The 25,465-nt window shown below is 73.0% G+C and carries 17 protein-coding genes; 10 read left to right on the top strand and 7 right to left on the bottom strand.

The genetic code is table 11. The features are described 5' to 3' along the window. The first annotated feature begins 80 nt into the window (after positions 1 to 80). The 5 genes from ACY34K_RS15345 (at position 81) to ACY34K_RS15325 (ending at position 7,250) form a co-directional block, all read left to right on the top strand. Entirely contained in the window at positions 81 to 1,313 is a 1,233-nt protein-coding gene (locus ACY34K_RS15345; protein WP_462747168.1) for a glycosyltransferase family 39 protein, read from the top strand. 70 nt (positions 1,314 to 1,383) lie between these two features. Further along, a complete protein-coding gene (locus tag ACY34K_RS15340; RefSeq protein ID WP_462747167.1) occupies positions 1,384 to 2,934 on the top strand; it encodes a methyltransferase domain-containing protein in 1,551 nt (516 codons plus the stop codon). Between the two features lie 31 nt (positions 2,935 to 2,965). Continuing rightward, positions 2,966 to 3,340, top strand: coding sequence for a DMT family transporter (locus ACY34K_RS15335; protein WP_462747165.1), 375 nt, complete (start codon positions 2,966 to 2,968; stop codon positions 3,338 to 3,340). A 29-nt stretch (positions 3,341 to 3,369) separates the two neighbouring features. After that, positions 3,370 to 5,586: a CDP-glycerol glycerophosphotransferase family protein gene (locus ACY34K_RS15330; RefSeq protein WP_462747163.1), complete on the top strand. Its 2,217-nt coding sequence runs from the start codon at positions 3,370 to 3,372 to the stop codon at positions 5,584 to 5,586. Beyond that, positions 5,583 to 7,250 carry a glycosyltransferase family 2 protein gene (locus tag ACY34K_RS15325; RefSeq protein WP_462747162.1) on the top strand — a complete coding sequence of 556 codons (1,668 nt, stop codon included), beginning with the start codon at positions 5,583 to 5,585 and terminating at the stop codon, positions 7,248 to 7,250. Before ACY34K_RS15330 ends, ACY34K_RS15325 begins: the two co-directional genes overlap by 4 nt. A gap of 86 nt (positions 7,251 to 7,336) precedes the next feature. On the opposite strand, the gene ACY34K_RS15320 is transcribed toward ACY34K_RS15325, so the two are convergent. The 5 genes from ACY34K_RS15320 to ACY34K_RS15300 all read right to left on the bottom strand — a co-directional run bounded on the left by ACY34K_RS15320 (position 7,337) and on the right by ACY34K_RS15300 (position 17,204). Beyond that, entirely contained in the window at positions 7,337 to 9,601 is a 2,265-nt protein-coding gene (locus ACY34K_RS15320) for a bifunctional glycosyltransferase/CDP-glycerol:glycerophosphate glycerophosphotransferase (protein ID WP_462747160.1), read from the bottom strand. Positions 9,602 to 9,718: 117 nt separating this feature from the next. Then, positions 9,719 to 10,594 (bottom strand): carbohydrate ABC transporter permease, encoded by an 876-nt coding sequence (locus ACY34K_RS15315; protein WP_462747158.1) that lies wholly within the window; start codon positions 10,592 to 10,594, stop codon positions 9,719 to 9,721. Beyond that, complete coding sequence (locus tag ACY34K_RS15310; RefSeq protein WP_462747157.1) at positions 10,591 to 12,021, bottom strand: carbohydrate ABC transporter permease; 1,431 nt, start codon at positions 12,019 to 12,021, stop codon at positions 10,591 to 10,593. Before ACY34K_RS15310 ends, ACY34K_RS15315 begins: the two co-directional genes overlap by 4 nt. A 4-nt stretch (positions 12,022 to 12,025) precedes the next feature. Next, positions 12,026 to 13,396: an ABC transporter substrate-binding protein gene (locus ACY34K_RS15305; RefSeq protein WP_462747155.1), complete on the bottom strand. Its 1,371-nt coding sequence runs from the start codon at positions 13,394 to 13,396 to the stop codon at positions 12,026 to 12,028. A 148-nt stretch (positions 13,397 to 13,544) separates the two neighbouring features. Further along, positions 13,545 to 17,204, bottom strand: coding sequence for an FHA domain-containing protein (locus tag ACY34K_RS15300; RefSeq protein ID WP_462747154.1), 3,660 nt, complete (start codon positions 17,202 to 17,204; stop codon positions 13,545 to 13,547). A 458-nt stretch (positions 17,205 to 17,662) separates the two neighbouring features. Here ACY34K_RS15300 and ACY34K_RS15295 point away from each other — a divergent pair, with 458 nt between their 5' ends. The 3 genes from ACY34K_RS15295 (at position 17,663) to prfB (ending at position 21,872) form a co-directional block, all read left to right on the top strand. Further along, on the top strand, positions 17,663 to 19,330 hold the full coding sequence (locus tag ACY34K_RS15295) for a serine/threonine-protein kinase (protein ID WP_462747153.1): 1,668 nt from the start codon (positions 17,663 to 17,665) through the stop codon (positions 19,328 to 19,330). A gap of 116 nt (positions 19,331 to 19,446) precedes the next feature. Further along, positions 19,447 to 20,682: a serine/threonine-protein kinase gene (locus tag ACY34K_RS15290; protein ID WP_462747151.1), complete on the top strand. Its 1,236-nt coding sequence runs from the start codon at positions 19,447 to 19,449 to the stop codon at positions 20,680 to 20,682. Between the two features lie 83 nt (positions 20,683 to 20,765). Beyond that, entirely contained in the window at positions 20,766 to 21,872 is a 1,107-nt protein-coding gene (gene prfB / locus ACY34K_RS15285; protein WP_462747149.1) for a peptide chain release factor 2, read from the top strand. Between the two features lie 362 nt (positions 21,873 to 22,234). Here prfB and ACY34K_RS15280 read toward each other — a convergent pair whose 3' ends face one another. Together ACY34K_RS15280 and ACY34K_RS15275 are read right to left on the bottom strand one after the other, a co-directional pair. Continuing rightward, complete coding sequence (locus tag ACY34K_RS15280) at positions 22,235 to 23,224, bottom strand: hypothetical protein (protein ID WP_462747147.1); 990 nt, start codon at positions 23,222 to 23,224, stop codon at positions 22,235 to 22,237. A 90-nt stretch (positions 23,225 to 23,314) separates the two neighbouring features. Next, the gene (locus ACY34K_RS15275) at positions 23,315 to 23,506 is read right to left on the bottom strand and encodes a hypothetical protein (RefSeq protein WP_462747145.1); all 192 of its coding nucleotides are present in this window, start codon (positions 23,504 to 23,506) and stop codon (positions 23,315 to 23,317) included. Between the two features lie 272 nt (positions 23,507 to 23,778). Here ACY34K_RS15275 and ftsE point away from each other — a divergent pair, with 272 nt between their 5' ends. Both ftsE and ftsX read left to right on the top strand, forming a co-directional pair. Then, positions 23,779 to 24,468 (top strand): cell division ATP-binding protein FtsE, encoded by a 690-nt coding sequence (gene ftsE, locus ACY34K_RS15270; RefSeq protein ID WP_345487862.1) that lies wholly within the window; start codon positions 23,779 to 23,781, stop codon positions 24,466 to 24,468. Between the two features lie 30 nt (positions 24,469 to 24,498). Continuing rightward, on the top strand, positions 24,499 to 25,416 hold the full coding sequence (gene ftsX / locus ACY34K_RS15265; RefSeq protein ID WP_462747143.1) for a permease-like cell division protein FtsX: 918 nt from the start codon (positions 24,499 to 24,501) through the stop codon (positions 25,414 to 25,416). Positions 25,417 to 25,465 lie beyond the last annotated feature (49 nt).

Here is a 25,465-nt window from a genome sequence, read left to right as displayed (position 1 = left end):
CCGCGGTGAACTCCGGTCCGGGTTAAGTGTGTTAATCGGTGCTTCGTCTGGTGCCGCAGGTATTGCTACGTTCGGCCACCATGAACGTCCGAATGTCGTCCCTGTCCTGGGATGTACGGAAAGCCCGGATCGCCGTCCTCGTGGTCGCGGCGATCGCGTTCGTGTCGAAAGTGGCGCTCGCGGCATCCACCCGCGGGCCCGCCGACGTGCGTTTCTTCTGGGGCTTCGCGCGGGCCATCGCCCGTACGGACCCCATTCGCGTCTACGCCGAGCCGTTGCCCTGGCTGCCGGTCTACAACCACCCCCCGCTCGCGAGCTGGCTGCTGCTGGGGCTCGAACGACTCGCCCAGGAGCACATCCCCTGGCGGCCCCTGATCCGCTTCCCGGCGTGCCTGGCCGACTTCCTCACCGTGCTCCTGGTCTTCGAGATCGTGCGGCGGCGGGGACGGCTCCGGACGGCCGTCCTCTGCGCGCTCGGCGCGGCCCTGTGCCCCGTCCTGGTGGCCACCTCCGGCTACCACGGGAACACCGACACGGTCGCGGTGATGTTCGCCTTCGCCGCCGCGTACCTGCTCACCGACCGCGGCGCGCCCCTGGCGGCCGGCCTCTCCGCGGCCGCCGGCATCAGCGTCAAACTGATCCCGGTGGTGGCCGTACCGCTGCTCTTCGCCGCCGCCTGGCGCTCCGGCCGGCGCACACTGCTGCGGTTCACGGCCGGCTTCGCGGTGCTGTTCCTCGCCGTGTGGGGGCCCGTTGCCGCCACTGTCCCCGGCGGGCTCAAGGCCAAGGTGCTGGAGTACGCGGGCGGCAACTTCAGCTTCTGGGGCATCGTGCGGTTCGCCCGCTGGGCCGGTGTGCCCGAGGAACTCGTGACCGTACTGCGCGGCCCCGGCCACTATCTGATCGTCGCCGTGATCATGGCCGTCGGGGTGTGGATCGCCCTGCGCCGCCCCGCCGACACCCCGCTCGCCGTCGCCGTCACGCTCGGGCTGCTGCTCCTGCTGAGCACCGCGTCGGGCGTGCAGTACCTCGCCTGGCCGGCGGCCGGGCTCTTCGTCGTCGGCCTGTGGCAGGGGCTCACGTACGGGGTCGTCGTCGGCGGCGTGACCGCGTCCGTGTACTCCGGGCAGCGGCCCGTCCACTGGACCGACACGGAGATGGCGTTCGGCGCGCTCGGCTGGGCGGTCCTCGCGGTGTGCCTCCTCACCGCGATCCGGCGCGCCCGGGCGGCCCCCCGTCCACGGGGCCCGGCGCCGGCCGTGGACATCGCCGGACCACGCACGGCAGAGCAGTCACCCTCCTCCGCCAACTGACCCCGTCCCGACCCCGCGAGATCGGAGAAGTCACGTGAGTCCCGAGAGCCCCGTGCATCCTGTGAGTCCCATGGGTCCCGCGAGTCCCGGGACGGAGGGCGCCGGCCCCCGGATCGGCATCCTCGTGGTGGCGTACAACGCGGAAACGACCCTGGAGAAGACGCTCGACCGCATCCCGGAGGACTTCCGGACGAAGATCGCCGAGATCCTGATCCTCGACGACGCCAGCCACGACGCCACCTTCACCGCCGGCTGCCGCTGGTCCCAGCACGACGGCAGCCCGCCGACGGTCGTCATGAGGCACACCAAGAACCTCGGCTACGGCGGCAACCAGAAGGCCGGCTACGCCCTGGCCGCCGAACGCGGCCTGGACATCGTCGTGCTGCTGCACGGCGACGGGCAGTACGCCCCCGAACTGCTGCCCGACATGGTCGAGCCGCTCGAGAAGGGCGAGTGCGAAGCCGTGTTCGGCTCACGGATGATGCGGCCCAAGGACGCACTGCGCGGCGGCATGCCCGTCTACAAATGGCTCGGCAACCGCGTCCTGACCCGCCTGGAGAACACCCTCATCGGCTCCCGGCTCACCGAATTCCACTCCGGCTACCGCGCCTACAAGGTCGACGCCCTGCGGCGCCTGCCCATCGACCGCAACACCGACGCCTTCGACTTCGACACCCAGATCATCGTCCAGCTCGTCGACGCCGGGATGCGCATCCGGGAGATCCCCATCCCCACCTACTACGGGGACGAGATCTGCTACGTCAACGGCATGCGGTACGCCAAGGACGTCATCAAGGACGTCCTCGCCTACCGGTTGGCCAAGAAGGGGTTCGGCACCTGCGACTGGATCCCCAAACCCGCCGCGTACGCCTTCAAGGAGGGCGACGGCTCCTCGCACGCCGTCATCCTGGAGGCGATGCGCACCCTGCCGCCGGGACGCGTCCTGGACGTCGGCTGCTCCGGCGGCCTCTTCGCCGAGCGCCTCGAAGCCCTCGGCCACGAAGTCACCGGCATCGACCGCGTCGAGACCGACGGCGTACGGCAGCGCTGCTCCGGCGGATTCCTCCTCGCCGACCTGGAGGACGGCCTGCCCGACGGCATCGGCGACGACTACGACTACATCGTCGCCGGAGACGTCGTCGAACACCTCTCCCGGCCCGAACACCTGCTGAACGGGCTGCGCGACGTCCTCGCCCCGGGCGGCCGGGTCCTGCTGTCCGTACCGAACTTCGGCCACTGGTACTCCCGGCTGCGCGTCGCCCTCGGCATCTTCGACTACGACCGGCGCGGCATCCTCGACGAGACCCACCTGCGCTTCTTCACCCGCGCCAGCCTGCGCCGCACCGTCCGATCCGCCGGATACGACGTGCTGTCCCTCACCGCGACCGGCGCCCCCTTCTGGTCGGTGCTCGGCGGCGGCCTCCCGGCCACCGTCCTCGGCCGGGTGTCGAAGCTGCTGACCCGCATCCGGCCGACCCTCTTCGGCTACCAGTACGTCGCCCTGCTCACGCCGCACGCGGCGCGGACGCTCATCGCTGGGGAGCACATCGATGTCCAGGACATCCTCAACCGTCAGTTCACCCCCGCCGACCGCGCCCCCACCGACCGCGTGGGCGTGTGAGCCGCCACCGGCGGCAACCGGGAGAAGGACCGTGACCCTGCCCAGCCTCCTCCTGCTGCTCTTCGCGGTCCTCTCGTCCGCCGCCGGGCAGATCATGCTCAAGCACGGCATGCGCGCCGCCGCCACCGCCGCCGAGAAGGACGGCGGCTCCCTCGCCGCCCGGGCCGCCACCACACCCTGGGTCGTGCTCGGGCTCGCGGTCTTCGCCGTCTCCGCCGTCGCCTGGATGTCCACCCTCGCCAGGGTGCCGCTCTCGGTCGCGTACCCCTTCAACGCCCTCGGCTACCTGCTGATCGTGCTGGCCGGCTCCACGCTCCTGCACGAGCGGACCTCGGTGTGGACCTGGACGGGCTCCCTCCTGGTGGTCATCGGCCTGGTCACCGTCTTCGCCGGCCAACGCAACTGAACCCCCTCTACAAGGACCGCACGCCCCCCATGACCCACCTCAGCGTCATCGTGTCCGGCCGCTGCGAACACAGCCGGCTGCGCGCCTGCCTGGAGAGCGTCACCGGACAGACGCACCCCGACCTCGACATCGTGGTGACCGTCGCCGACGACACCGCCCGCGCCCTCGTCGGCGTCCACGAACTGCGCGACCCGCGCGTCACCGTGGTCCCCGTCCCGCCAGGCGCCCCCGCCGCCGTCGCCCGGGCCGCCGGAGCCCGCGCCGCCACCGGTGCCTACCTGCAGTTCCTGCACCCGGCCGACCGGCTCCCCGACGGCGCGGCAGCGGCCCTCGCCACCCGGCTCGACCGGCTCGGCGGCACCCCCGTGCGGCCCGACGTCCTGGTGTGCGACCACCACCGGGCCACCTGGTGGGACGACGCCGCCCCCAGCGGCGACACCGCCATCCTCGGCCGGGCCCCCGCGACCACCACCCTCGCCGCCACCCCCGCCCTCCTCGACCTCGCGCCCGTCCTCGGCAACCGGCTCATCAGCGCCCGACTCCTCCAGGACCACCCCGAACTGATCGGCACCGAAGGCCACGACGAGCTGTACCTCTCGCACGCCGTGCTGCTCCTCGCCCGCTCCGTCGCCTGCTGCGACACCGTCGCCCTCGCCCACCGCACCGACCGGCCCGCCCAGCGCCGCGCGGCCGGTGCCGAGCAGTACTTCACCGTCTTCGGCCAGTACGAGCGGCTGCACCGGCTGTCCGCCGCCGCCGACACGCCCGCCGCCCTGCGCGCCCGGCTCTACGACCGCATGGTCGGCGACTACCTGGCCACCCTCGCCCGCCGCGACGAACTGCCGCCCGCCCTGCTCACCGAGTACTTCCGGCGGGCCGCCCGGCACGCCGCCCGGTACCGGCCCGACGGCCACCGGCGGCCCGCCGGCCTCGACGGCGTACGCCACTCCCTGCTCGGCCACAACGCCTATCTGCGCTACCGGCTGCTGCGGATCGTCAACGACAAACGCCGCACCGTCCAGGACGGCGTCACCGCCGGGGCCCGCCGCGCGGCCGGCGTCCGCACCCGCCGCCGCTACCACCGCGCCCTGCGCCGGCCGGTCGACGAGGACCTCGCGGTCTTCTCCGCGTACTGGGGGCGCGGCGTCTTCTGCAACCCCGCCGCCATCGCCGCCGAACTCGCCGAACTCGCCCCCGACATCCGCCAGGTGTGGATCGCCGAGGAGGACCGGGTCCCGCTGCTCCCGTCCGGCACCGACCACGTCGTCCCCGGGACGCGCCGCTACTGGGACGTCCTCGCCCGCGCCAAATACCTCGTCAACAACGTCAACTTCCCCACCGCCGTCGTCAAGCGCCCCGGCAGCGTCCACGTCCAGACCCACCACGGCACCCCCCTCAAACGCATGGGCGTCGACCAGCGCGCCCACCCCGCCGCCGCCCGCGGACTCAACTTCGACACCCTGCTGGAACGCGTCGACCGCTGGGACTACAGCCTCTCCGCCAACAGCCACTCCACCGAGACCTGGCGGCGCGCCTACCCCTCCGGCTACCGCTCCCTCGACTACGGCTATCCCCGCAACGACATCCACTACCGGGCCACCGCCGACGACGTCCTGGCCGCCCGCGCCCGCCTCGGCATCGAACCCGGCCGGCGTGCCCTGCTGTACGCCCCCACCCACCGCGACTACGAGGCCCGCTGGACACCCCGCCTCGACCTCGTCCGGCTCGCCGACCAGCTCGACGAGGACACCGTGCTCCTCGTCCGCGGCCACTACTTCCACACCGCCCTGCCCGGCGCCCCGCACCGCCGGGTCCTCGACGTCACCGGCTACGACCCCGTCGAACACCTCGCCCTGGCCGCCGACGCCCTCATCACCGACTACTCGTCGATCATGTTCGACTACGCCAACCTCGACCGCCCCATCGTCGTCCACGCCGACGACTGGGAGACCTACACCGTCACCCGCGGCGTCTGCTTCGACCTGCTCGCCGAACCTCCCGGACCCGTCGCCCGAAGCCAGGACGAACTCACCGGCATCCTCACCGACGGCACCTGGTGCGACGAGGCAGCCGCCAAACAGCGCCACGACTTCCGGCTGCGGTTCTGCGAGTACGACGACGGCCACGCCGCCGAGCGCGTCGTACGCCGGGTGTTCCTCGGCGAGGGCGAGGAGAGCCTGCCGCCCGTGCTGCCGCTCGACCGGCGCACACCCGCCCCCACCCCGCAGGAGGCCGCACGCCGATGAGCACCCGCACGGGCACCGGCCCCGACGTCACCGTCACCGTCATCGTCCACAACGACGCCGGCCGGCTGCGGCGCGCGGTCGACTCCGTACGCTCCCAGTCGCACCGCGCCGTCGAGATCGTCATCAGCGACGACCACTCCACCGACGCCACCCCGGAGGTCGCGGCCGCCCTGGCCGCCAAGGACGACCGGATCCGCGTCCTGCGGCTGCCGGAGAACAGCGGCGGCTGCGGCGCCCCGCGCAACCGCGCCATCGAGAGCGCCCGCGCACCGTTCCTGATGTTCCTCGACAGCGACGACGAACTGCCGCCCAGAGCCGTGGAACTGCTCCTCGCCGCCCACGCCGACGCCGCCCGCACCGGGCAGGACGCCGACTTCACCATGGGCGCCGTCGAGCGGGTCCGCACCGACACCGGCGACACCTCGCTGTGGATGGGGCACCTCTTCGGCCGGCGCCGCACCGTCCGCGGCATCGAGGACGAACCCCGGCTCCTCTTCGAACCCCTGTCGACGAACAAGATGTACCGCGCGGAGTTCCTGGACCGGCACGGCCTGCGCTTCCCGGAGGGGCTCCACTACGAGGACCAGCTCTTCTCCGCCCAGGCCTACACCCTCGCCCGCGCGTTCACCGTCATCACCGAGCCCGTCTACCGCTGGTACATCGCGCCCCACGCGGCCGTCGGGGACGCCACCATCTCCAACCGCCGCCACCTCATCGCCAACGTCCGCGACCGCGTCACCGTCGCCCGCCGCATCGACCGGTTCCTCGCCGAACACGGCGTCGCGGCGGCCGTCCGCGAGGAGAAGGACTACAAGTTCCTCTCCCACGACCTCCGGCTGTACGCCGGCGACCTGCCCGGCCGGGACACCGGCTGGATCGCCGAGTTCGCGGCCGTCCTGATGCCCTACCTCGACGGCCTCTCGGACACGGCCTTCGAGCGGCTCGACCGGACCGAGCGCGTCGTGATCGGCCTGCTGCGGGAGTGCCGGTACGAGGAGGCGCGCCTCGCCGCCCGGGGGCTGCGGCACGGCGCCGGCCCCCGCGAGACCGTCACCGGCGAGGACGGCCGCACCTACTGGGGCGGCACCCTGCCCGCCGGGGACGCGGCCCGGCGCGACCTCGACCTGACCGGACTCGACCTGGCGGGCTGCCCGTTCGGTTCGGCCTCGTTCCGTCACGAGATCACCCGCGTCGACCGGGGACCGGGCTCCTCCGTCGACCTCACCGTACGGACCTACGACCCCGGACTGCGGCTCCCGCTCGCCCCGCTCGCCGCCCGGGTGCACCTCTCGCCCGCCGGGCGGCGCCACACCACCCGGCTGCGGATGGACCCGGCGGGCCGCGGCGCCTTCGAGGGCGTCGTACGGCTCGATCCGGCGGCCGCCCCGCTGCCCGTGCACGGCTTCCGGGGGGTGCGCCACCCGGTGCTCGAGGTGAGCGACGGCCACACCGGCAACACCGGGGTCCTGCTCGCGCCCCTGGACTTCGAGCCGTTCGAGGTGGCCGGGCCCGGCCGGCACCGGATCACGGTCGAGCCGGAGGGCCGGGACGCGGGGCGGCTGCAGATCCGCTGGCAGCCGCGGGGCCTGGCCGGCCGGCTCCTCGGCCCGGTCGTGCAGCGCGGGCCGGTGCGGCGGATGGCCAAGGCCCTGGTCCGCGGCTGACCGCCCGCGCCCCGGGGAGGAGGCCCGGGTGCCGGAAGGAGGTTCGCGGCTGGACGGCACCCGGGACGACTGAACGCGGGCCCGGTCTAGGGGCTCGCGGGGGCGTCCTGCGGGGCGCGCCGCTGGGCCGCCGGGAACACCGTCGTCCCGGCGGCGCCCGCAGCCGGTGCCGGACTGCGCTTCTCCAGCGGTACGACCGGCGGCAGACCGGCCGGGTCCTCGCCCAGGAACAGGTGCCGCACCACCCGCTCGGCGGCGAACCCGTCGTCGTACGGACAGAACCGCGCCCGGAACGCCGCGCGCAGCTGGGCGGAGCGCGAGCCGCGCCAGTGACCGGTGGCGAAGATGTCGATCAGCTCGTCCTGGCTGCGGGCGACGGCTCCCGGCGGGAAGGCCCGCAGGTCGAAGTAGGTGCCGCGGGTGGCGTCGTACGCCTCCCAGTCCTCGGCGTGCACGACGATCGGCCGGTCGAGGCCCGCGTAGTCGAACATCAGCGACGAATAGTCCGTGACAAGCGCGTCCGACGCCAGGCACAGCGCCTCGACCGAGGGGTGGTCGGAGACGTCGATGATCCGCGGGTGGTCGACCGGTTCCGGGCCGTCCCCGTGCGTGGGGTGCCTGCGGTCCAGGATCACGAACCGCGGGCCCAGCTGCAGCAGCACCCGCTCCAGGTCGAGCAGCCGGCGCTGCGGCCGGACGTGGTCGCGGTGCGTCGGCGCGTACAGGATCGCCGTGTGACCGGCCGGGATGCGCAGGGTCTCACGCAGCCGGGCCACATCGGTGGCGGTCGCCCGCTGGAAGACGTCGTTGCGCGGGGAGCCGTACTCCAGCATCCGGTAGGCGGCCGGGTAGACCCGTTCCCACACCATCGAGGAGTGGGGGTTGGCGGACACCAGGCAGTCCCACTTGTCGATGTTGCGCAGCAGCCCGGCGAAGTCCGTGGTGCCGCCGGCGGCCGGCCGGAACTGCAGGTCCAGGCCCATGTGCTTGAGCGGTGTGCCGTGCTGGGTCTGGATCAGCAGCTGGCCGCGCCGCTTCACCAGCCGCCGGTCGAAGTTGACGTTGTTGACCAGGTACCGGGAGCGGGCCAGCGCCGTCCAGTACGCCGCCGACCCCGGCCGTACCTTGCGGGTGCCGGGCGGAACGGTGTGCGCGTACGCGGGGGCGCAGATCCACGATGTGCGGATCCGCGGGGCCAGTTCCCGCACCCGCTCCTCGATCGCCGCCGGGCTGCAGGCGTACCCACGGCTCCAGTACGCGCTGAACACGGCCCGGTCGTCGCGCAGCGGCAGGCAGAGCTGGATGCGGTAGTGCAGCTGGAGCAGGGCGCCGCGCACCGCCCGCAGCGCCGTGGAGGCGTGGCGCAGGGCCGGCCCCCTGGCCGCGCGGAGCAGAGTGATGGCGCGGAAGGCGCGGTGGCTGCCGAGGCGCACGAACGCGTGCCGCAGCCGGGTGGTGAACTTCGGTGTGGCACCGGGGGTGCGGTAGCGGTGGTAGTGGGCGCGGGCCCGGCGGAAGAAGTCGGCGCGGGTGCCGCGCGGCAGCCGCCCGGGCGCCGTGAACACCGAGGTGAAGTGGTCCACCATCCGCCGGAACAGGACGGGGCGCCAGCGGGCCAGTTCAGGGTGGGCGTCGATGAAGGCGAAGACCCGGTCGTACTGCTCGAACAGATCGAAGTGCCTGATGCTGGTGGTGCGCAGGATGCTGCCGGTACGGCGCTGGCGGTAGTGGACGCAGACCCGGTCCAGGGTGGCGATGGTGTCGGCCGCCATCAGCACCGGATAGGTCCACGGTGTGTCCTCGTAGATCCCCGGCGGGAAGGTGAAGCCCTCCCGCTCCAGGAACTCCCGCCTGTAGGCCTTGTTCCACACCACCATCAGGACGTTGAGGAGGCCGGGACGGTCCGTGAGCGCGAAGGGCGCCGGGCCGCCCTGGCCGAGGTGGCGGCGGAACTCGTGGCGCACCGCCTCGCCCGACCAGTACACGCGCGCGTAGTCGTACACCAGGACGTCGGGCGAGTCGGTCTCCTTGAGCCGGTCGGAGACCGCCTGCAGCGCCCCGGGGACCAGCGTGTCGTCACCGTCCAGGAAGACGACGTAGTCGCCGGTCGCCCGGGCGAGACCGGCGTTGCGCGCGGGGCCGAGACCGGTGTTCTCCGTGAGGTGGACGGCGGCGACCCGGGGGTCGCGCGCGGCGAACTCGTCGATGATCGTTCCGCAGCCGTCGGGCGAGCAGTCGTCCACGGCGATCAGCTCGAGATCGTCGCAGGACTGCGAAAGCACGGACTCCAGGCACTCGTGGAGGTACGCCTGAACCTTGTACGCGGGGACGATGACGCTGAACCGGGGCATGGCCCGGAAACTGCCGATGAACCGATCGGGTTACGCCGACCGTGGCATACGGGGGACAAATGCCGGACCGGGGGCCCGAGGGATCATCCCCCGGGCCCCGTGGGTCACTTGACCCCCTCACTTCACGGCGCCCGCCATCACTCCGGAGACGAACTGGCGCTGGAAGGCGAAGAACACGGCGAGCGGGATCACCATCGAGACGAAGGCCCCGGGCGCCAGAACGTCGATGTTGTTGCCGAACTGGCGTACCTGCTGCTGGAGCGCCACCGTGATCGGCGGCGACTCGGAGTCCGCGAAGATCAGCGCGACCAGCATGTCGTTCCACACCCACAGGAACTGGAAGATGCCGAGCGAGGCGATGGCCGGGCCGCCGAGCGGCAGGACCACCCGGGTGAACAGCCGGATCTCGCCCGCCCCGTCCAGCCGCGCCGCCTCCAGCAGCTCGCGCGGGATCTCCGCGAAGAAGTTCCGCAGCAGGAAGATCGCGAACGGCAGGCCGAACGCCACGTGGAAGAGCACCACGCCGGCCGTCGTCTCGAAGATGCCGATCACACCGAACAGCTTCGACACCGGCACCAGCGCCACCTGCACGGGCACCACCAGCAGCCCCACCACCAGCAGGAACCACCAGTCACGGCCGGGGAACTCCAGCCATGCGAACGCGTACCCGGCGAGCGAGCCGATCACCACCACGAGCACGGTCGCCGGCACGGTGATCGACACGGTGGAGACCAGTGAGCCCGTGAGGGTCTCGTTCTCCAGGAGGCGCGCGTAGTTGGCGGTGGTCAGCTGCGCCGGGGCGGTGAAGACCTCCCACCAGCCGGAGGCACTGATGTCGGCCGGGTCGCGCAGCGAGGAGAGCAGCAGACCGACCGTCGGCATCAGCCAGAACAGCGCCACGAGCACGAGGAAGACCCGCAGGGCCCCGCCGCCGGCACGGGCGGCGATCCGACCGCCGAGCGACCGCCGGGCCCGGACCATGGTGTCGCTCATCGCCGGCCCTCCCTTCTGATGCGGCGGACGTTGAAGAACATCACCGGGATCACCAGCAGCAGCAGGAGGACGGAGATCGCGCTGCCCACGCCGAGGTGGGCGTCCGTGCCGAAGGACGAGCGGTAGAGCTGGAGGGCCAGCACGTTCGCGTCGTCCTGGACCGATCCCGGCGCGATGATGAAGACCAGGTCGAAGATCTTCAGAACGTTGATCATCAGCGTGACGAGGACGACCGCGAGGACCGGCGCGAGCAGGGGGACCGTCACCCGGCGGAAGACCTGCCACTCGTTGGCGCCGTCCACCCGCGCGGCCTCGAGCAGTTCCCGGGGCAGCGCGGAGAGACCGGCCGCGATCAGCACCATGGCGAACCCGGCCCACATCCAGACGTAGGAGCCGATGATCCCCGGGGTGACCAGCGACGGGCCGAGCCAGTCGACGCCGTTGTACGGCTCCCGGAAGTTGCTCTCCGGCAGTCGCAGCAGGGCGCCGTCCGCCTCCTTGGGCAGGGAGAACGTGCCGTCCGCGCCCGCCGTCGCGGTGGCGACCACCCGGCCGTCCTTGACGGCCTCCACCTCGAGGCCCCTGAGGCCCGGCTCGGTGGGGTCGATGACGTTCGTCGTGCCCCCGCCGCCCCGGGTGAAGTCCAGCCAGGCGGTGCCGGTCACCGCGCCGTCGTCACCGGCCGGCGCCGTCCGCGCGGGCCCGGCGTCGTCCGGCATCTTGCCGGGCGCCACCCCGACCAGCGGAAGCCGCACCGGTGTCCCGGCACGCACCGGCTCCTTGGTGACGAACGCCCCGCCGCCCGCCGCCTCCAGCGGATGCACCGGAAGCGGGCGTGCCTTCGGATACGAGGCGGACTCGGCGAACGTGTCGTGCACACCGACCCATACGGCGTTCGCCACGCCCCGCTCGGGGTCCTGCTCGTACACCAGCCGGAAGATGATCCCGGCGGCCAGCATCGAGATCGCCATCGGCATGAAGACGACCAGCTTGAACGCCGTGCCCCAGCGGACCCGTTCGGTGAGCACGGCGAAGATCAGCCCGAGCGCGGTCGCGACGGTCGGGGCGAACACCACCCAGACCGCGTTGTTCCGCACGGCCGTGAGGATCGTGTCGTCGGTGAAGATCTCCAGGTAGTTGTCCAGTCCGGCGAAGCCGCCGCCGGACTGGTCGAAGAACGACCGCTGGACCGAATACCCGATCGGGTACACCACCAGGGCGCCGAGCAGCACCAGCGCGGGCAGCAGGAACCCGGCCGCCACCAGCCCGCGCGTACCGGTCACGCCCCGGCGCGACGGGCGGCCGCGCGGACCGCCCGCCCGCACGGCTCGCCGGACGGTCGTGCCGGCGCCGGTGCCCGAGGCGTCACCCCTGCGCTTCTCCGGGGGCCGGGGCGAAGCCCCGCCCCCCGCGTTCGCCGCGGTCATCGCGTCAGCTCTTGTACGCCTTGGCGGCGTCGGCCTCCAGCCGCGCCTGGGTGCCCGCGATGTCCTTGGGGTTCTTCAGGAAGTCCTGGAGCGCCTTCCACTCGCCCTTGCCGGGCGTGCCGCCGAACGACTGCGGCATCTGGTCCGACATGTCGAAGCGGAAGTCGTCACCCGCCGCGATCAACGCCTCGGCGATGTCGCGCTGTACGTCGTTCGGGTACGCCGCCGGGTCCAGCGACTTGTTCGGGGAGATGAACCCGCCCTCGCCGGCCCAGAGCCGCGCCGCGTCGGGGGAGGCCAGGAACGTCAGCAGCGCCTGCGACGCGGGCTTGTCGGTCAGGGCCACCGCCACATCGCCGCCGGTCACCACCGGCGCCTCGGCGCCCACCGCCGGGAACGGGAACACCTTCGCGTCCGTGCCGATCTTGGCCTTGGTCTGACCGATGTTGATCGAAACGAAGTCGCCCTCGAAAACCATCGCCGCCTTGGGCTGATCGCCGCCCGTGAAGGTCTGCGTCACCGAGGCCGGGAACTCCGTCTGCAGGGCCCCGGCCGCCCCGCCGGCGATCAGACTCGGCTTGCCGAACAGCTCGGCGAGCGTCGTCAGCGCCTGCTTCACCGACGGATCGGTCCACTTGATCTCGTGCTTGGCCAGCCGGTCGTACTTCTCCGGCCCGGCCTGGGAGAGGTAGATGTTCTCGAACCAGTCGGTGAGGGTCCAGCCGTCCGCGCCGCCGACGGAGACCGGCGTGACACCGGAGGCGGAGATCGTCTCGGCCGTCGCCAGGAACTCCTGCCACGTCTTCGGTGTATTCGACTCGGTCACGCCCGCGTTGTCGAACGCCGCGGCGTTGTACCAGACCAGCGACTTGTTCGCGGCCTTGAAGTACACCCCGTACGGAGTGCCGCCCACCGAGCCGAGGTCCTGCCAGCCCTTGGAGAAGTTCTTCGCCAGCTGCGCCTTCACCTCGGCACCTGCCGGCTTGGCCCACTTGCGCTCCACGGCCTGCTGAAGGGCGCCGACCTGCTGGAGCATCGCCACATCGGGCGGGGAGCCCCCCGCGATCTTCGTGCCGATGTAGTTCAGCATCGCGTCCTGCGTCGGCACGTACGACACCTCGGCGCCCGTGCGCTTCTCGAACTCGTCCAGGACCTTGGTGAACGCCTGCTGCTCGGGCCCCGTCCACACGGCCACGACCTGGAGCCGCTGCCCGTCCAGCTTCGGCAGCCGAACGGTCGCGGTCTCCTTGCCGGGCCCCTTGGTCCCGTCCGCGCCGCCCGTGGCGCCGTCGCCGTCACCGCAGCCGGTGAGGGCGAGCGCACCGGCGGCCGCCATCGCCACGACGGCCTTGCGTGTATGAAGAGTTGTACGCATCACTGCCCCGTCTCTCCCGTGCGCGTGCTCGTCCCGTTCGACAGGTCTACGCCCGGTGTCCGGGGGTCGCAATACCGCCTTCGGGGTCGGGGCGTTGATCGTGATGCGCTCGTGACGTGCGGTCAAACCCCCTGATTTACAAGGGATTTCACGGGTGCACGACGGTGAGCGGAGGCAGCGGGGCGGCCTCGACCGACCGGGCCGCCCGCTCCAGCGCGCTGGCCAGCAGCGCCAGGTCGGTCGGCCCGTTGCCCAGCTCGCGCACCGGGCGGCGGGCCGGCGGGTCGCCCATCCGCTCCCACTCCAGCGGCACCACGGTGGGCCGCAGCGTCGCCGTGCGCGGGATGCGCCCGGTCACCCGCCCACCCTGGAACGGCGTCACCCGGCGGTCCGGGTGCCCCAGCCGGCCGCGGCCCGGCGCCGGGTCCTCGGGACCCGGTGAGACGGGCGGCGCGTCCAGCACCACCCGCAGCCGGGCCCGGTGGGCCAGCTCGGTGTCGGCCGTGCGCTCCGGCCGGGCGGACGCCGCCACCAGATGCACGCCGAGCCGGTGACCGTCCCTGGCCACCGCCTCCAGCGCCCGGACGACCGACCCGGCCGCGGGCCGCCCCGGGCTGCCGAGCGCGGGCGCCACCAGCGCGTCGAAGTCGTCGACCAGGACCACCAGGCGGGGCAGCGGCGGAGGGATCTCCTCGTCGGGGCGGTCGGCGGCGGGGCGCAGCCGCATGGTGCGGCCCCCCGGCACCGCGTCCGGCTCCCCGCCGCGCGCACCGGCCCCGGCGCCGGGGTGCGGGTCGGGTGCCCCGGCCGCGCGCCGGTCGGCCGTGGCCGCCGGGTGCGGACCGGTCGGCGTCCCGGCGTGCGGTCCGGACCGCTGGTCGGGTGCGCCGGACGGACGCGTGCCGTCGGCGGGCCGCGGATGCCGCCCGTGGCCGGTCGTGTCTCCCGCGCCATGACCGGCCGGGTGGCCGGACCTCTGGTCGGGTGCGCCGGCGGGGCCCGGGACGGCGGTGGGCGCGGGACGCCGGCCGTGGTGGTGGCCGGTCGCCTCCGCCGGGCGGGGGTCGCCGTGCTCCTCGGCACTGCCGGCGGGGCGCCGGGCGACCTGGCCGGTGACGCCCGTCGTACTCTGTTCGGCCGCCTGCGCGGCGTCCGGCTCCGACCGCTGTGCGGAAGGCCGCGGGACGGAACCACCGCCCCGCTGCTCCGGCAGGCCCGGCGCCCGCTGTCCGACCCGCTGTTCCTCCTGGGCGGTTACGCGCTGTCCCGCCCGCTGCTCGCCGGCGACCGCCCTGCCCCGGCCGGCCGTCCGGTCCGCGGCCTCCTGCCGGTCGTGCCACTCGGTGAACTCCTGACGGCCCAGCAGCTCGGCGCGGCGCTTCAGCTCCGCGCCGAGGGCCTGCGCGAACGCGCGCATCCGCACCGGGTCCGAGGCGACCAGATGCTCGGTGGCGTGCGGCAGTTCGGTGCACGGCGCCAGGCCCTCGCCGCGGTCCCCGCCCGCGCCGTCGACCAGCAGCAGACCCAGCCGGTCGGGCCGGGACCCGGCCGCCAGCGAGGCCGCGACGGAGCGCAGCAGCTCCGTACGCCCACTGCCCGGCGGGCCCTCGATCAGCAGATGGGGGCCTTCCTCGGTCAGGTCGACGCACAGCGGCCCGCGCGGCCCGGCGCCCAGCACGGCGGTGCCGTCCGGCGCGGACGCCCAGCGGGCCATCAGCGACGCGGGCGTGGCCCGGGCCAGGCCCAGCTCGTCCAGCAGCCGTGCCGACGGCGGCAGCGCCATGGCGGCCGCCCGGCCGCGCGGTGCGCCCTCGGCGCGCAGCGGTGCCAGCGCCCGCCCGAACCGCTCGGCCCATGCGGCGGACACGGCGTCCACGGCGCCGACGGTGCCGTGGCCCGCCGGCTGCCCGCCCGCCGTACGCATCAGCCGCAGCGCCGTCGCCACGTCGCCCGACAGCAGCGCCACCGCGCCGCACTCACGGAACGGCAGCGAGGCCGCGCACGCCGTCTCGTACGTCGCCGCGACCGGCGACACCGGCGAGGCGGCCGGCGTCTCGGCGAGACAGATCAGATGGATACCGGCGGCCGCGCCCGCGCCGGCCAGCCGGGCCGTCGTCTCCCGCAGCGCCGCCGACCCCGGGTCACCGTCCACGATCACGACCGTGTGCGGGCCGTCGAACCGGGCCGCCTCCTCCTCGACGGCCCGCCGCTCGGCGCTCGCCCAGCCGGGCCCGAGCGGCCCGTCGTCCAGCCGCCGGGTCAGCTCGGAGGTCCGGGCCTCCGCCTGGTCCCGGTCGTACGCCAGCAGCAGCCGGCAGTCCTGGCCGTGCGCCGGCCGCACGTGCGGCAGCCAGCCGAGCCAGCCCCACTCCCGCTTGCGGGTCTCCAGGGACCGATTGCGGTCGGCGCTGATCAGCACGATCTCCAGCTCCGCCGGCGCGTGCAGCGCGGCGAGCTGCGCCACCACCGACCTCGCGAGCCCGCTCAGCCGGGTCCTGGGGCCGGCGAGCCCGAGCGAGCCGGCCTCCCGCAGCCCGACGGTGACGGGCACGGCGGGCAGATCGGCCCGGTCCGCCGAGCCCAGACGGACCACCAGGGCCTCGGGGTGGCCGGGCCCCCGCTCCCACAGCCGGGGCCCGGGGCCGAGCGCGGTGAGCAGCACGGCCGCCGGGTCCGGCCACTTCTCCATGACGATCCCGCGTGCCGCGGGGGCGCCCGGCGGGTGCTCGACGCCCTGCGGGTCCCCGGCCGCCGCGCCCTCCGCGCGGCCGCCCGCGAGGCGCCGGGCCCATGCTCCTATGCCGCGCTTGCGGGGCGGGGCGGGCACCCTCACGGCACCGTCGTCGTACACGCTGGGGGGCACGGACGTCCCGCGCGGGGGCGTCCCCTGTCCATGGCCCTGGGCCTCGCCCTCGTCCGGCACGTCCAGCGCCCGCGCGTGCGTGGCATCGCCTTCTGGTACGCCGAGGACGGCACCCACGCCCGGGCGGGGCTCCGCGCTCGCCGGCCCCCCGGCCGGAGCCGTCGCGCCGTCGCGGGGACCGCTCTGCGCCGGGATGCTCGGTGGGACGGCTCCGCGGGCCGGTGTCCCCGCTCCCGCCTGGGCGGGAACGTCCGCGCCGTCCTGCTCCGCCGCGCCGTCCCCGGCACCGGAGCGGCTCACGCGCACATGGCCCTCGCCGTCCGGGGCCGTCACCAGCGACCCGGAGGTGCCGTCCCCGGAGAGCGGCCCCGCCGAGAGCCGCAGGGACGACTCGCCCAGCCGCAGCAGTGCCCCCGGCGTCAGCCGGACCGGGCGGGAGCCGACCTCCACACCGTCGAGCGTCGTGCCGTTCGTCGAGCCGAGGTCCGCGACCGTCACCCGGCCGCTCTCCGAAACGGTCACGGCGCAGTGCAGCCGCGAGACGTCCGGGTCGTCGAGCGGCACGTCGGCGTCCGCGGAGCGGCCGATCCGGATCTGCCCGCCGTGCAGCAGATGCACGCCGCCGGCGTCCGGCCCCGCCACCACGTGCAGGCGCGCCGAGGCGCCGTCCAGGGGCGCGTGGTCCTCGCCGGGCACCTGGAGCGAGAGGACCGCGCCGTCCACCAGAGGGGGCTCGCCCAGGGCGCAGCGCTGGGGATCGAGCCGCTCTCGGCCGGCGTAGAGCACGACGGTGCCTGAAGTGTCGGGACCGGACACGGCGGCCGCCAGCCCGGAGGCGACGGCGGCCAGCGCGGTACCCGCGGGGGCGGTGACGAGCACGTCACAGGCGCGCCCCGCGGTCTGGCCGCCGAGCGGCGCGGCGAGGACGGTCAGCCGGATCTGCATCGCCGTCAGCGGTCCCTTCTGCGCGGCGCGCCCGGCAGGCGGAGGGGCTCGCGGAGCGGCCCGTCGATCTCCCCCCACCCGGCGCGGACACGTCGTCCGGTACAGGTCGGCACGGACCGCGTGACCCCCGGCCCCGCGGTGCGCCGTGCTGGAGGCATCCTCGCACCTGCGGCCGACAACACGCCCGCGACCCACCCCCGAATGATCTTGAACGATCGACGGTGATCAGTGAAACGCCAGCTTGCGCACAACTTGGGTCCATGTGTGACCCTCGGAGATGCGTTGTCGCGGCAACCGAGTGCACGACGCGCGCGTCTTCCTTCCGAACAGGACCGGAAGGCGACCGACCGCTCACCACCCCGCGCGACAGCGAGCGGCTTTAGAGTGGGTCGGAAACCCGGGCAGGCCCGCGAGGGAGCCCGGGGAGGCAAGGACCACGATCGCAGGGAGCGCATGACGTGCGGCCGGTAGGCAGCAAGTACCTGCTCGAGGAGCCGCTCGGACGCGGCGCCACGGGCACCGTCTGGCGAGCCCGCCAGCGTGAGACCGCGGGCGCCGAGGCGGCCGTACCGGGACAGCCCGGCGAGACCGTCGCGATCAAGGTCCTCAAGGAGGAGCTCGCGAACGACGCGGATGTGGTGATGCGCTTCCTGCGGGAGCGCTCCGTCCTCCTCCGCCTGACCCACCCGAACATCGTGCGCACCCGCGACCTCGTCGTCGAGGGCGATCTGCTCGCCCTCGTGATGGACCTGGTCGACGGTCCGGACCTGCACCGCTACATCCGGGAGAACGGCCCGCTCACCCCGGTCGCCGCGGCCCTCCTCACCGCGCAGATCGCCGACGCGCTCGCCGCGAGCCACGCCGACGGCGTGGTCCACCGCGACCTCAAGCCCGCCAACGTGCTGCTCGCCGAGCGGAACGGCGAGATGCACCCGATGCTCACCGACTTCGGCATCGCGCGCCTCGCGGACTCCCCGGGCCTGACCCGCACCCACGAGTTCGTGGGCACGCCGGCCTACGTCGCGCCCGAGTCGGCCGAGGGCCGCCCGCAGACCTCCGCCGTGGACATCTACGGCGCCGGCATCCTGCTCTACGAACTCGTCACCGGCCGTCCCCCGTTCGCCGGAGGCACCGCGCTCGAAGTCCTGCACCGCCACCTCAGCGAGGAGCCCCGCCGCCCCTCCACGGTGCCCGGCCCGCTGTGGACCGTCATCGAGCGCTGCCTCAGCAAGGACCCCGAGCGCCGTCCCAGCGCCGAGAACCTCGCCCGTGGCCTGCGCACCGTCGCGTCCGGCATCGGCGTGCACTCCACGCCGGCCCAGATCGAGGCCGCCGAAGGTGTCGGCGCGCTCCTCGCCCCGGATCCCTCCCCGGCCCAGGTGCCCCAGGTCCCGGGCGCGGCGGACGCGACCCAGGTCCTGCCGAGCGGCGGCCCCCAGTACGACCCGGCGGCCGCCACCAGCGTCATGCCGACCAGCGGCCCCGGCGGCCCGGGTGCCCCGGGCGCGGCCGATCCCACCGCGGTCATGCCGCCCGTACCGCCGCGTCCGGACGGCCCGCCGCAGCCCGAGCAGCCGCACCCCTGGCAGACCCAGCTGCGCGCCGCCCGGGACCGCAACGAGCAGACGCAGATGCAGTACCTGGACCCGAGCCAGGACCCGCTGCGCCGCCGTCCCCAGCGCCAGGCGCCTCCGCCGCCGCAGCAGCAGTACCAGCAGCCGCCGCAGCAGCAGTACGCGCCCCAGCCGCGGCCCCAGCAGCGGCCACCCCAGCGACAGCAGTACGCGCCGCCGCCGCAGCAGCAGTACGCGCCGCAGCCTCCGCAGCAGCAGCAGCCCCAGCAGCAGCCGCGGCAGCCGGCCCCGCGCCCCCCGCGTGAGCCGCGCGCCCCCCGGCAGCGCAGCGCCAACCCGATGCGCATCCCCGGTCTCGGCTGTCTCAAGGGCTGCCTGTTCATGGTGGTCATCCTGGTCGGCGCCGGCTGGCTGGCCTGGGAGACGTTCCTCCAGGACTGGGTCGCCCAGGGCCAGAGCTACTGGGACGCCATCGGCGACGGCATCTCGAAGGTGAGCGACTGGGTCTCGCAGCTCGGCGCGGACTCACAGACGCCCTCCGCCCCGCAGTAACAGCGGTAACTCTGCCGATTTGTCGACTTCCGGGGGGTGATTTCCCCCCGGAGGTGAGTACCGGTGCCCGCGGCCGCGTAACTTTGTCGGGAACGCCAGCCGCTGAGGGAGCAGTCTTGGCACGGAAAATCGGCAGCCGGTACACGGCCCATCAGATCCTCGGACGGGGCAGCGCCGGCACGGTGTGGCTCGGCGAGGGCCCCGAGGGCCCCGTCGCCATCAAGCTGTTGCGCGAGGACCTCGCCTCGGACCAGGAACTCGTCGGGCGCTTCGTCCAGGAGCGCACCGCCCTGCTCGGCCTCGACCACGCACGCGTGGTGTCCGTCCGCGATCTCGTCGTCGACGGCAACGACCTCGCGCTCGTGATGGACCTGGTCCGCGGCACCGACCTGCGCACCCGGCTCGACCGCGAGCGCCGGCTCGCCCCCGCCGCGGCGGTCGCGATCATCGCGGACGTCGCCGAGGGCCTCGCCGCCGCGCACGCCGCCGGGGTCGTCCACCGCGACGTCAAGCCGGAGAACATCCTGCTGGACATGGAGGGCCCGCTCGGGCCCGGCGGCGCCCACCCCGCCCTCCTCACCGACTTCGGCGTCGCGAAGCTGATCGACACCCCGCGCCGCACCAAGACCAACCGGATCATCGGCACCCCCGACTACCTGGCCCCGGAGATCGTCGAGGGCCTGCCGCCCCGCGCGGCCGTCGACATCTACGCCCTGGCGACGGTCCTCTACGAGCTGCTCGCGGGCTTCACCCCGTTCGGCGGCGGCCACCCCGGCGCCGTCCTGCGCCGCCACGTCACCGAGACCGTCGTCCCGCTCCCCGGCATCCCGGACGAGCTGTGGCAGTTGATCGTCCAGTGCCTGGCCAAGGCGCCCGCCTCCCGGCTGCGCGCCTCCGAGCTCGCCGCGCGCCTGCACGACCTGCTCCCGCTCGTCGCGGGCATGCCGCCGCTGGATGTCGACGAGCCCGACGCGGAGCCGGCCACGGAGCCGTACGAGGACGACCCGTACCCCACCCTTCCCTCCACCCCCCGCAGGGGAGCCGTCCCGCTGGTCCCCGGCTCGTCCACGGACTCGAACCGGGACACCCACACCTCGATGCGCGTCCCCGCCCCGGACGAGCTGTCCGGCGGTCCTCTGGGCACCGCCCGGGCCCCCCGGCCGGCCGGCGGGCGGCGGCCCGGCTCCGCCCGGCACCGGTCCGAAGCGGTCCGCAAGCGCAGGCTCACCCTGGGTGTGGCCGCGCTGGCGCTGGTGGCCGCGGCGGGCGTCGGCGGCTACGTCGCGACCAGCGACGACGACCAGGGCACCCCGCCCCAGGACTCCCAGCGATCGGCCCCCTCCCAGCCCTAGGAGGAGCCGGAAACAGGCCCCCGACCCGGCCCGGGGAGCGGCCGGGGGGCCGGGCTCTCGCGCCCAGCCGTTACGCTGGTGTCGTGGCAGTCGTCGATGTATCCGAAGAGCTGAAGTCCCTCTCCTCGACCATGGGGTCGATCGAGGCCGTTCTGGACCTCGAGAAGATGAGGGCAGACATCGCCGTGCTCGAGGAGCAGGCCGCGGCCCCGTCCCTGTGGGACGACCCGGAGGCGGCGCAGAAGATCACGAGCAAGCTTTCGCACCTCCAGGCCGAGGTCCGCAAGACCGAGGCGCTGCGCGGGCGCATCGACGACCTCGAGGTCCTCTTCGAGCTCGCCGAAGAGATGGACGACCCGGACACCCGCGCCGAGGCCGAGGCGGAGCTCACGGCCGTGCGCAAGGCGCTGGACGAGATGGAGGTCCGCACCCTCCTCTCCGGCGAGTACGACGAGCGCGAGGCCCTGGTCAACATCCGCGCCGAGGCCGGCGGCGTCGACGCCTCCGACTTCGCCGAGCGCCTCCAGCGCATGTACCTGCGCTGGGCCGAGCGCCACGGGTACTCGACGGAGGTCTACGAGACGTCGTACGCCGAAGAGGCCGGCATCAAGTCGACCACCTTCGTCGTCAAGGCGCCGTACGCGTACGGCACGCTCTCCGTGGAGCAGGGCACGCACCGCCTGGTGCGCATCTCGCCCTTCGACAACCAGGGCCGCCGCCAGACGTCCTTCGCGGGCGTCGAGGTCCTGCCCGTCGTCGAGCAGTCCGACCACGTCGAGATCGACGAGTCCGAGCTCCGCGTCGACGTCTACCGCGCGTCGGGCCCGGGCGGCCAGGGCGTCAACACGACCGACTCGGCCGTGCGCATCACGCACATCCCGACCGGCATCGTGGTCTCCTGCCAGAACGAGCGCTCGCAGATCCAGAACAAGGCCAGCGCCATGAACGTCCTCCAGGCGAAGCTCCTCGAGCGCCGCCGCCAGGAGGAGCAGGCCAAGATGGACGCCCTCAAGGGCGACGGTGGCAACTCCTGGGGCAACCAGATGCGTTCGTACGTCCTCCACCCGTACCAGATGGTCAAGGACCTCCGTACGGAGTTCGAGGTCGGCAACCCGCAGTCCGTGCTGGACGGCGAGATCGACGGCTTCCTGGAGGCGGGCATCCGCTGGCGGAAGCAGTCGGAGAAGTAACTCCCGCCGTTCACCCCGGCATTGGCGCCGGACCCCCGCACGGGTGGTCCGGCGCCTCTTGCGTATGCCGTGTGAGGAGCTGGGTGAATTCGCTGGCGCAAGCGGCGAGTACACGATTCGCTCGCTTTGTCGACAAGGAAACTGGCCTTTGACAGGCGGGTGTTCGGCTTTTACGTCACAGTTGCATCGTTGCAGGCCAGGCAAGTGTGATCATTCCGGGCATCACGCGCGCAACGACCTTGACGCTTGTCCTGAAAGTGGGAAAGCTGGCGCGCGGCATGCGCATGTCTGGGGCGTGTGTGATCGGGGGAACCAGCAAGGGCCCCCAGTGTCCGCGCCCGGAGCGCAGCTCCACTGACAGATCAGCTACTGGGGGTAGCAGGCAGATGACCAAGAAGACGCGGGTCCGCGTTGCGCGGATCGCCGCTGGTGCGGTGATCGCCGCCGGTGCGTCCCTGACGGCGGCGGGTGCCGCCTCGGCCGTCGGCATAGATGTGAACGTCGCCGGCATCGGTGTCCAGGCGGAGGCCGACCAGGACGGCGTTGACGTCGGCCTCGGCATCGGCGACGACGGTGACACCGTCGGCCAGACCGTCGGCGGTACCGACGCGGGCCAGCAGGGTGGCACCGACGCCGGGCAGGTCGGCGGCACGGACGCCGGTCAGCAGGGTGGCACCGACGCCGGGCAGGTCGGCGGCACGGACGCCGGTCAGCAGGGCGGCACCGACGCCGGGCAGGTCGGTGGCACCGACGCCGGTCAGCAGGGTGGCACGGACGCCGGTCAGCAGGGTGGTGCCCAGCAGGGTGGCCAGCAGGGTGGCACGGACGCCGGTCAGCAGGGTGGTGCCCAGCAGGGTGGCCAGCAGGGTGGCACGGACGCCGGTCAGCAGGGTGGCGCTCAGCAGGGTGGCCAGCAGGGTGGCACGGACGCCGGTCAGCAGGGTGGTGCCCAGCAGGGTGGCCAGCAGGGTGGCACGGACGCCGGTCAGCAGGGTGGCGCTCAGCAGGGTGGCCAGCAGGGCGGCGGCGACCAGGGTGGCTCCGGCGACCAGGGCGGCACCGGCGACAACGGTGGCTCCACCACCGGCGACGCCGGCACCTGCACCGTCGACCTCGACGGCGCCGAGTGCGCCGACAACACCGACACCGACTCCGCCGGCTCGCAGCCGGTCGAGCAGGGCAAGGCCAAGGAGGAGCTCGCCGAGACCGGCGCCGCCGAGACCTCGTTCCTGCTCATCGGTGCCGCGACGATGATCGCCGGTGGCATCGGCTTCCGTATGCTGCCCCGCCTCGTGGGCGGCGGTCGTACGGCCGCCTGAGGCCCGTACCGGCCGGTAAGGCTCCGTTGACACGGAGAAGGGCCCGGAAGCCACGCAGGTGGTCTTCCGGGCCCTTCTGTACGTTCGGTGCGTCCCTGTGTGTCCTGTACGCAGCGACTGTCGTCACACGGTCTGGTGGGCCAGCAGGGCCGCCGCCGCCACCAGGATCACCAGCAGTGTCAGGAGGGCCACCGGGCTCAGACCGCCGAGGGGGCCCGTCTGCTGGAGGCGCTCCCGATTCGCCCGGCACACGGGGCAACGGCCCTCGCTGACGGGCGCCGCGCAGTTGGCGCACACCAGTCGGTCATAGGTCATGCGCTTTCCTCCTCCCGCGCGGCGGAGCCGCAAACGCGGACTGTGCACACAGTTCTCTCCGCACAACGCTCAGGGAAACGCATCCGTTCCCCCTCCCACTGTGCCAGCTTCCGCGAGTTTAGGCGCGCCCCGCCGGATCACCCCCGGTTCGGCAAGGGCCGAAGCGCTTTGGCCGACGGGACAAAAGGAACAAGGCCGGACGCCGACTGCGCGGGGCATGCCCAGTCGCGTATGGTCACGCACACCTACTCCCGGCCGACCGTGGTGCACCCGTGATCCGATTCGACAACGTCTCCAAGTCCTATCCGAAGCAGAACCGCCCCGCGCTCAGGGACGTCTCCCTGGAGATCGAGAAGGGCGAGTTCGTGTTCCTGGTGGGCTCCTCCGGCTCCGGAAAGTCCACCTTCCTGCGCCTCATCCTGCGCGAGGAGCGCGCCAGCCACGGCCAGGTGCACGTCCTCGGCAAGGACCTGGCCCGGCTCTCCAACTGGAAGGTGCCGCACATGCGCCGCCAGTTGGGCACCGTCTTCCAGGACTTCCGTCTCCTGCCCAACAAGACGGTCGCGGAGAACGTGGCGTTCGCGCAGGAGGTCATCGGAAAGCCGCGCGGCGAGATCCGCAAGGCCGTTCCGCAGGTGCTCGACCTGGTCGGCCTCGGCGGCAAGGAGGACCGCATGCCGGGCGAGCTGTCCGGCGGTGAGCAGCAGCGCGTGGCCATCGCCCGGGCCTTCGTCAACCGGCCCATGCTGCTGATCGCCGACGAGCCCACCGGCAACCTCGACCCGCAGACCTCCGTCGGCATCATGAAGCTGCTGGACCGGATCAACCGCACCGGTACCACCGTGGTCATGGCGACCCACGACCAGAACATCGTCGACCAGATGCGCAAGCGCGTCATCGAGCTCGAAAAAGGCCGTCTCGTACGCGACCAGGCGCGCGGCGTCTACGGCTACCAGCACTGAGCAGCAGCAAGGAAAGGTCGAACGCACGCCATGCGCGCCCAGTTCGTAGTCTCGGAGATCGGTGTCGGCCTCCGTCGCAATCTCACGATGACGTTCGCCGTCATCGTCTCCGTGGCCCTCTCGCTCGCCCTCTTCGGCGGCGCCCTGCTCATGCGCGAGCAGGTCAGCGTGATGAAGGACTTCTGGTACGACAAGGTCAACGTCACCATCTACCTCTGCAACAAGAACGACGCGGAGACGGGGGGCACCTGCGCCAAGGGAGCGGTCACCGCCCAGCAGAAGAAGGAGATCGAGACCGATCTCGACAAGCTGGACATCGTGCAGACCGTCCATTTCGAGACGGCCGACGAGGCCTACAAGCACTACCGCGACCAGTACGGCGACACGGCCATCGCCAGCATCATCACGCCCGACCAGATGCAGGAGTCGTACCGGGTCAAACTGAAGGACCCGGAGAAGTACAAGGTCGTCGCGACGGCGTTCGCCGGGCGGGCGGGCGTGCACTCCGTCCAGGACCAGCGCGGCATCCTGGAGAACCTCTTCAACATGATGCGGGGCATGAACGTCGCCGCCCTGTTCGTCATGGGCCTGATGCTGGTCATCGCGCTGATGCTGATCGTCAACACGGTGCGCGTCTCGGCGTTCAGCCGACGGCGTGAGACCGGCATCATGCGGCTGGTCGGCGCGTCCAGCTTCTACATCCAGATGCCGTTCATCATGGAGGCCGCCGTCGCGGGCCTGCTCGGTGGCGTGGTCGCCTGCGTGATGCTGCTGCTCGGCCGCTACTTCCTCATCGACGCCGGGCTCAAACTGGCCGAGAGCATGCCGCTGGTCAATTTCGTCGGCTGGGACGCGGTGATCGCGGTACTGCCGCTGGTCGTCGTGATCGGCCTGCTCATGCCCTCCCTGGCAGCCGCGATCGCGCTGCGCAAGTACCTCAAGGTGTGACGAGCGCCCCTGGCGCCGTACGACCAACGGCCGTACGGCGCCATTCGCT

The sequence above is a fragment of the Streptomyces sp. STAM6 genome (genome assembly GCF_054963715.1).
Note: the sequence above shows the minus strand (reverse complement) of the source record. Positions and strands in the feature narration are given on the sequence as shown.

Coding starts and splice junctions, on each gene's coding strand:
- ftsX (WP_462747143.1), top strand. CDS start 24,499: ATGCGCGCCCAGTTCGTAGTCTCGGAGATCGGTGTCGGCCTCCGTCGC.
- ACY34K_RS15345 (WP_462747168.1), top strand. CDS start 81: ATGAACGTCCGAATGTCGTCCCTGTCCTGGGATGTACGGAAAGCCCGG.
- ACY34K_RS15305 (WP_462747155.1), bottom strand. CDS start 13,396: ATGCGTACAACTCTTCATACACGCAAGGCCGTCGTGGCGATGGCGGCC.
- ACY34K_RS15325 (WP_462747162.1), top strand. CDS start 5,583: ATGAGCACCCGCACGGGCACCGGCCCCGACGTCACCGTCACCGTCATC.
- ACY34K_RS15275 (WP_462747145.1), bottom strand. CDS start 23,506: ATGACCTATGACCGACTGGTGTGCGCCAACTGCGCGGCGCCCGTCAGC.
- ACY34K_RS15320 (WP_462747160.1), bottom strand. CDS start 9,601: ATGCCCCGGTTCAGCGTCATCGTCCCCGCGTACAAGGTTCAGGCGTAC.
- ACY34K_RS15310 (WP_462747157.1), bottom strand. CDS start 12,021: ATGACCGCGGCGAACGCGGGGGGCGGGGCTTCGCCCCGGCCCCCGGAG.
- ACY34K_RS15300 (WP_462747154.1), bottom strand. CDS start 17,204: ATGCAGATCCGGCTGACCGTCCTCGCCGCGCCGCTCGGCGGCCAGACC.
- ACY34K_RS15340 (WP_462747167.1), top strand. CDS start 1,384: ATGGGTCCCGCGAGTCCCGGGACGGAGGGCGCCGGCCCCCGGATCGGC.
- ACY34K_RS15315 (WP_462747158.1), bottom strand. CDS start 10,594: ATGAGCGACACCATGGTCCGGGCCCGGCGGTCGCTCGGCGGTCGGATC.
- ACY34K_RS15330 (WP_462747163.1), top strand. CDS start 3,370: ATGACCCACCTCAGCGTCATCGTGTCCGGCCGCTGCGAACACAGCCGG.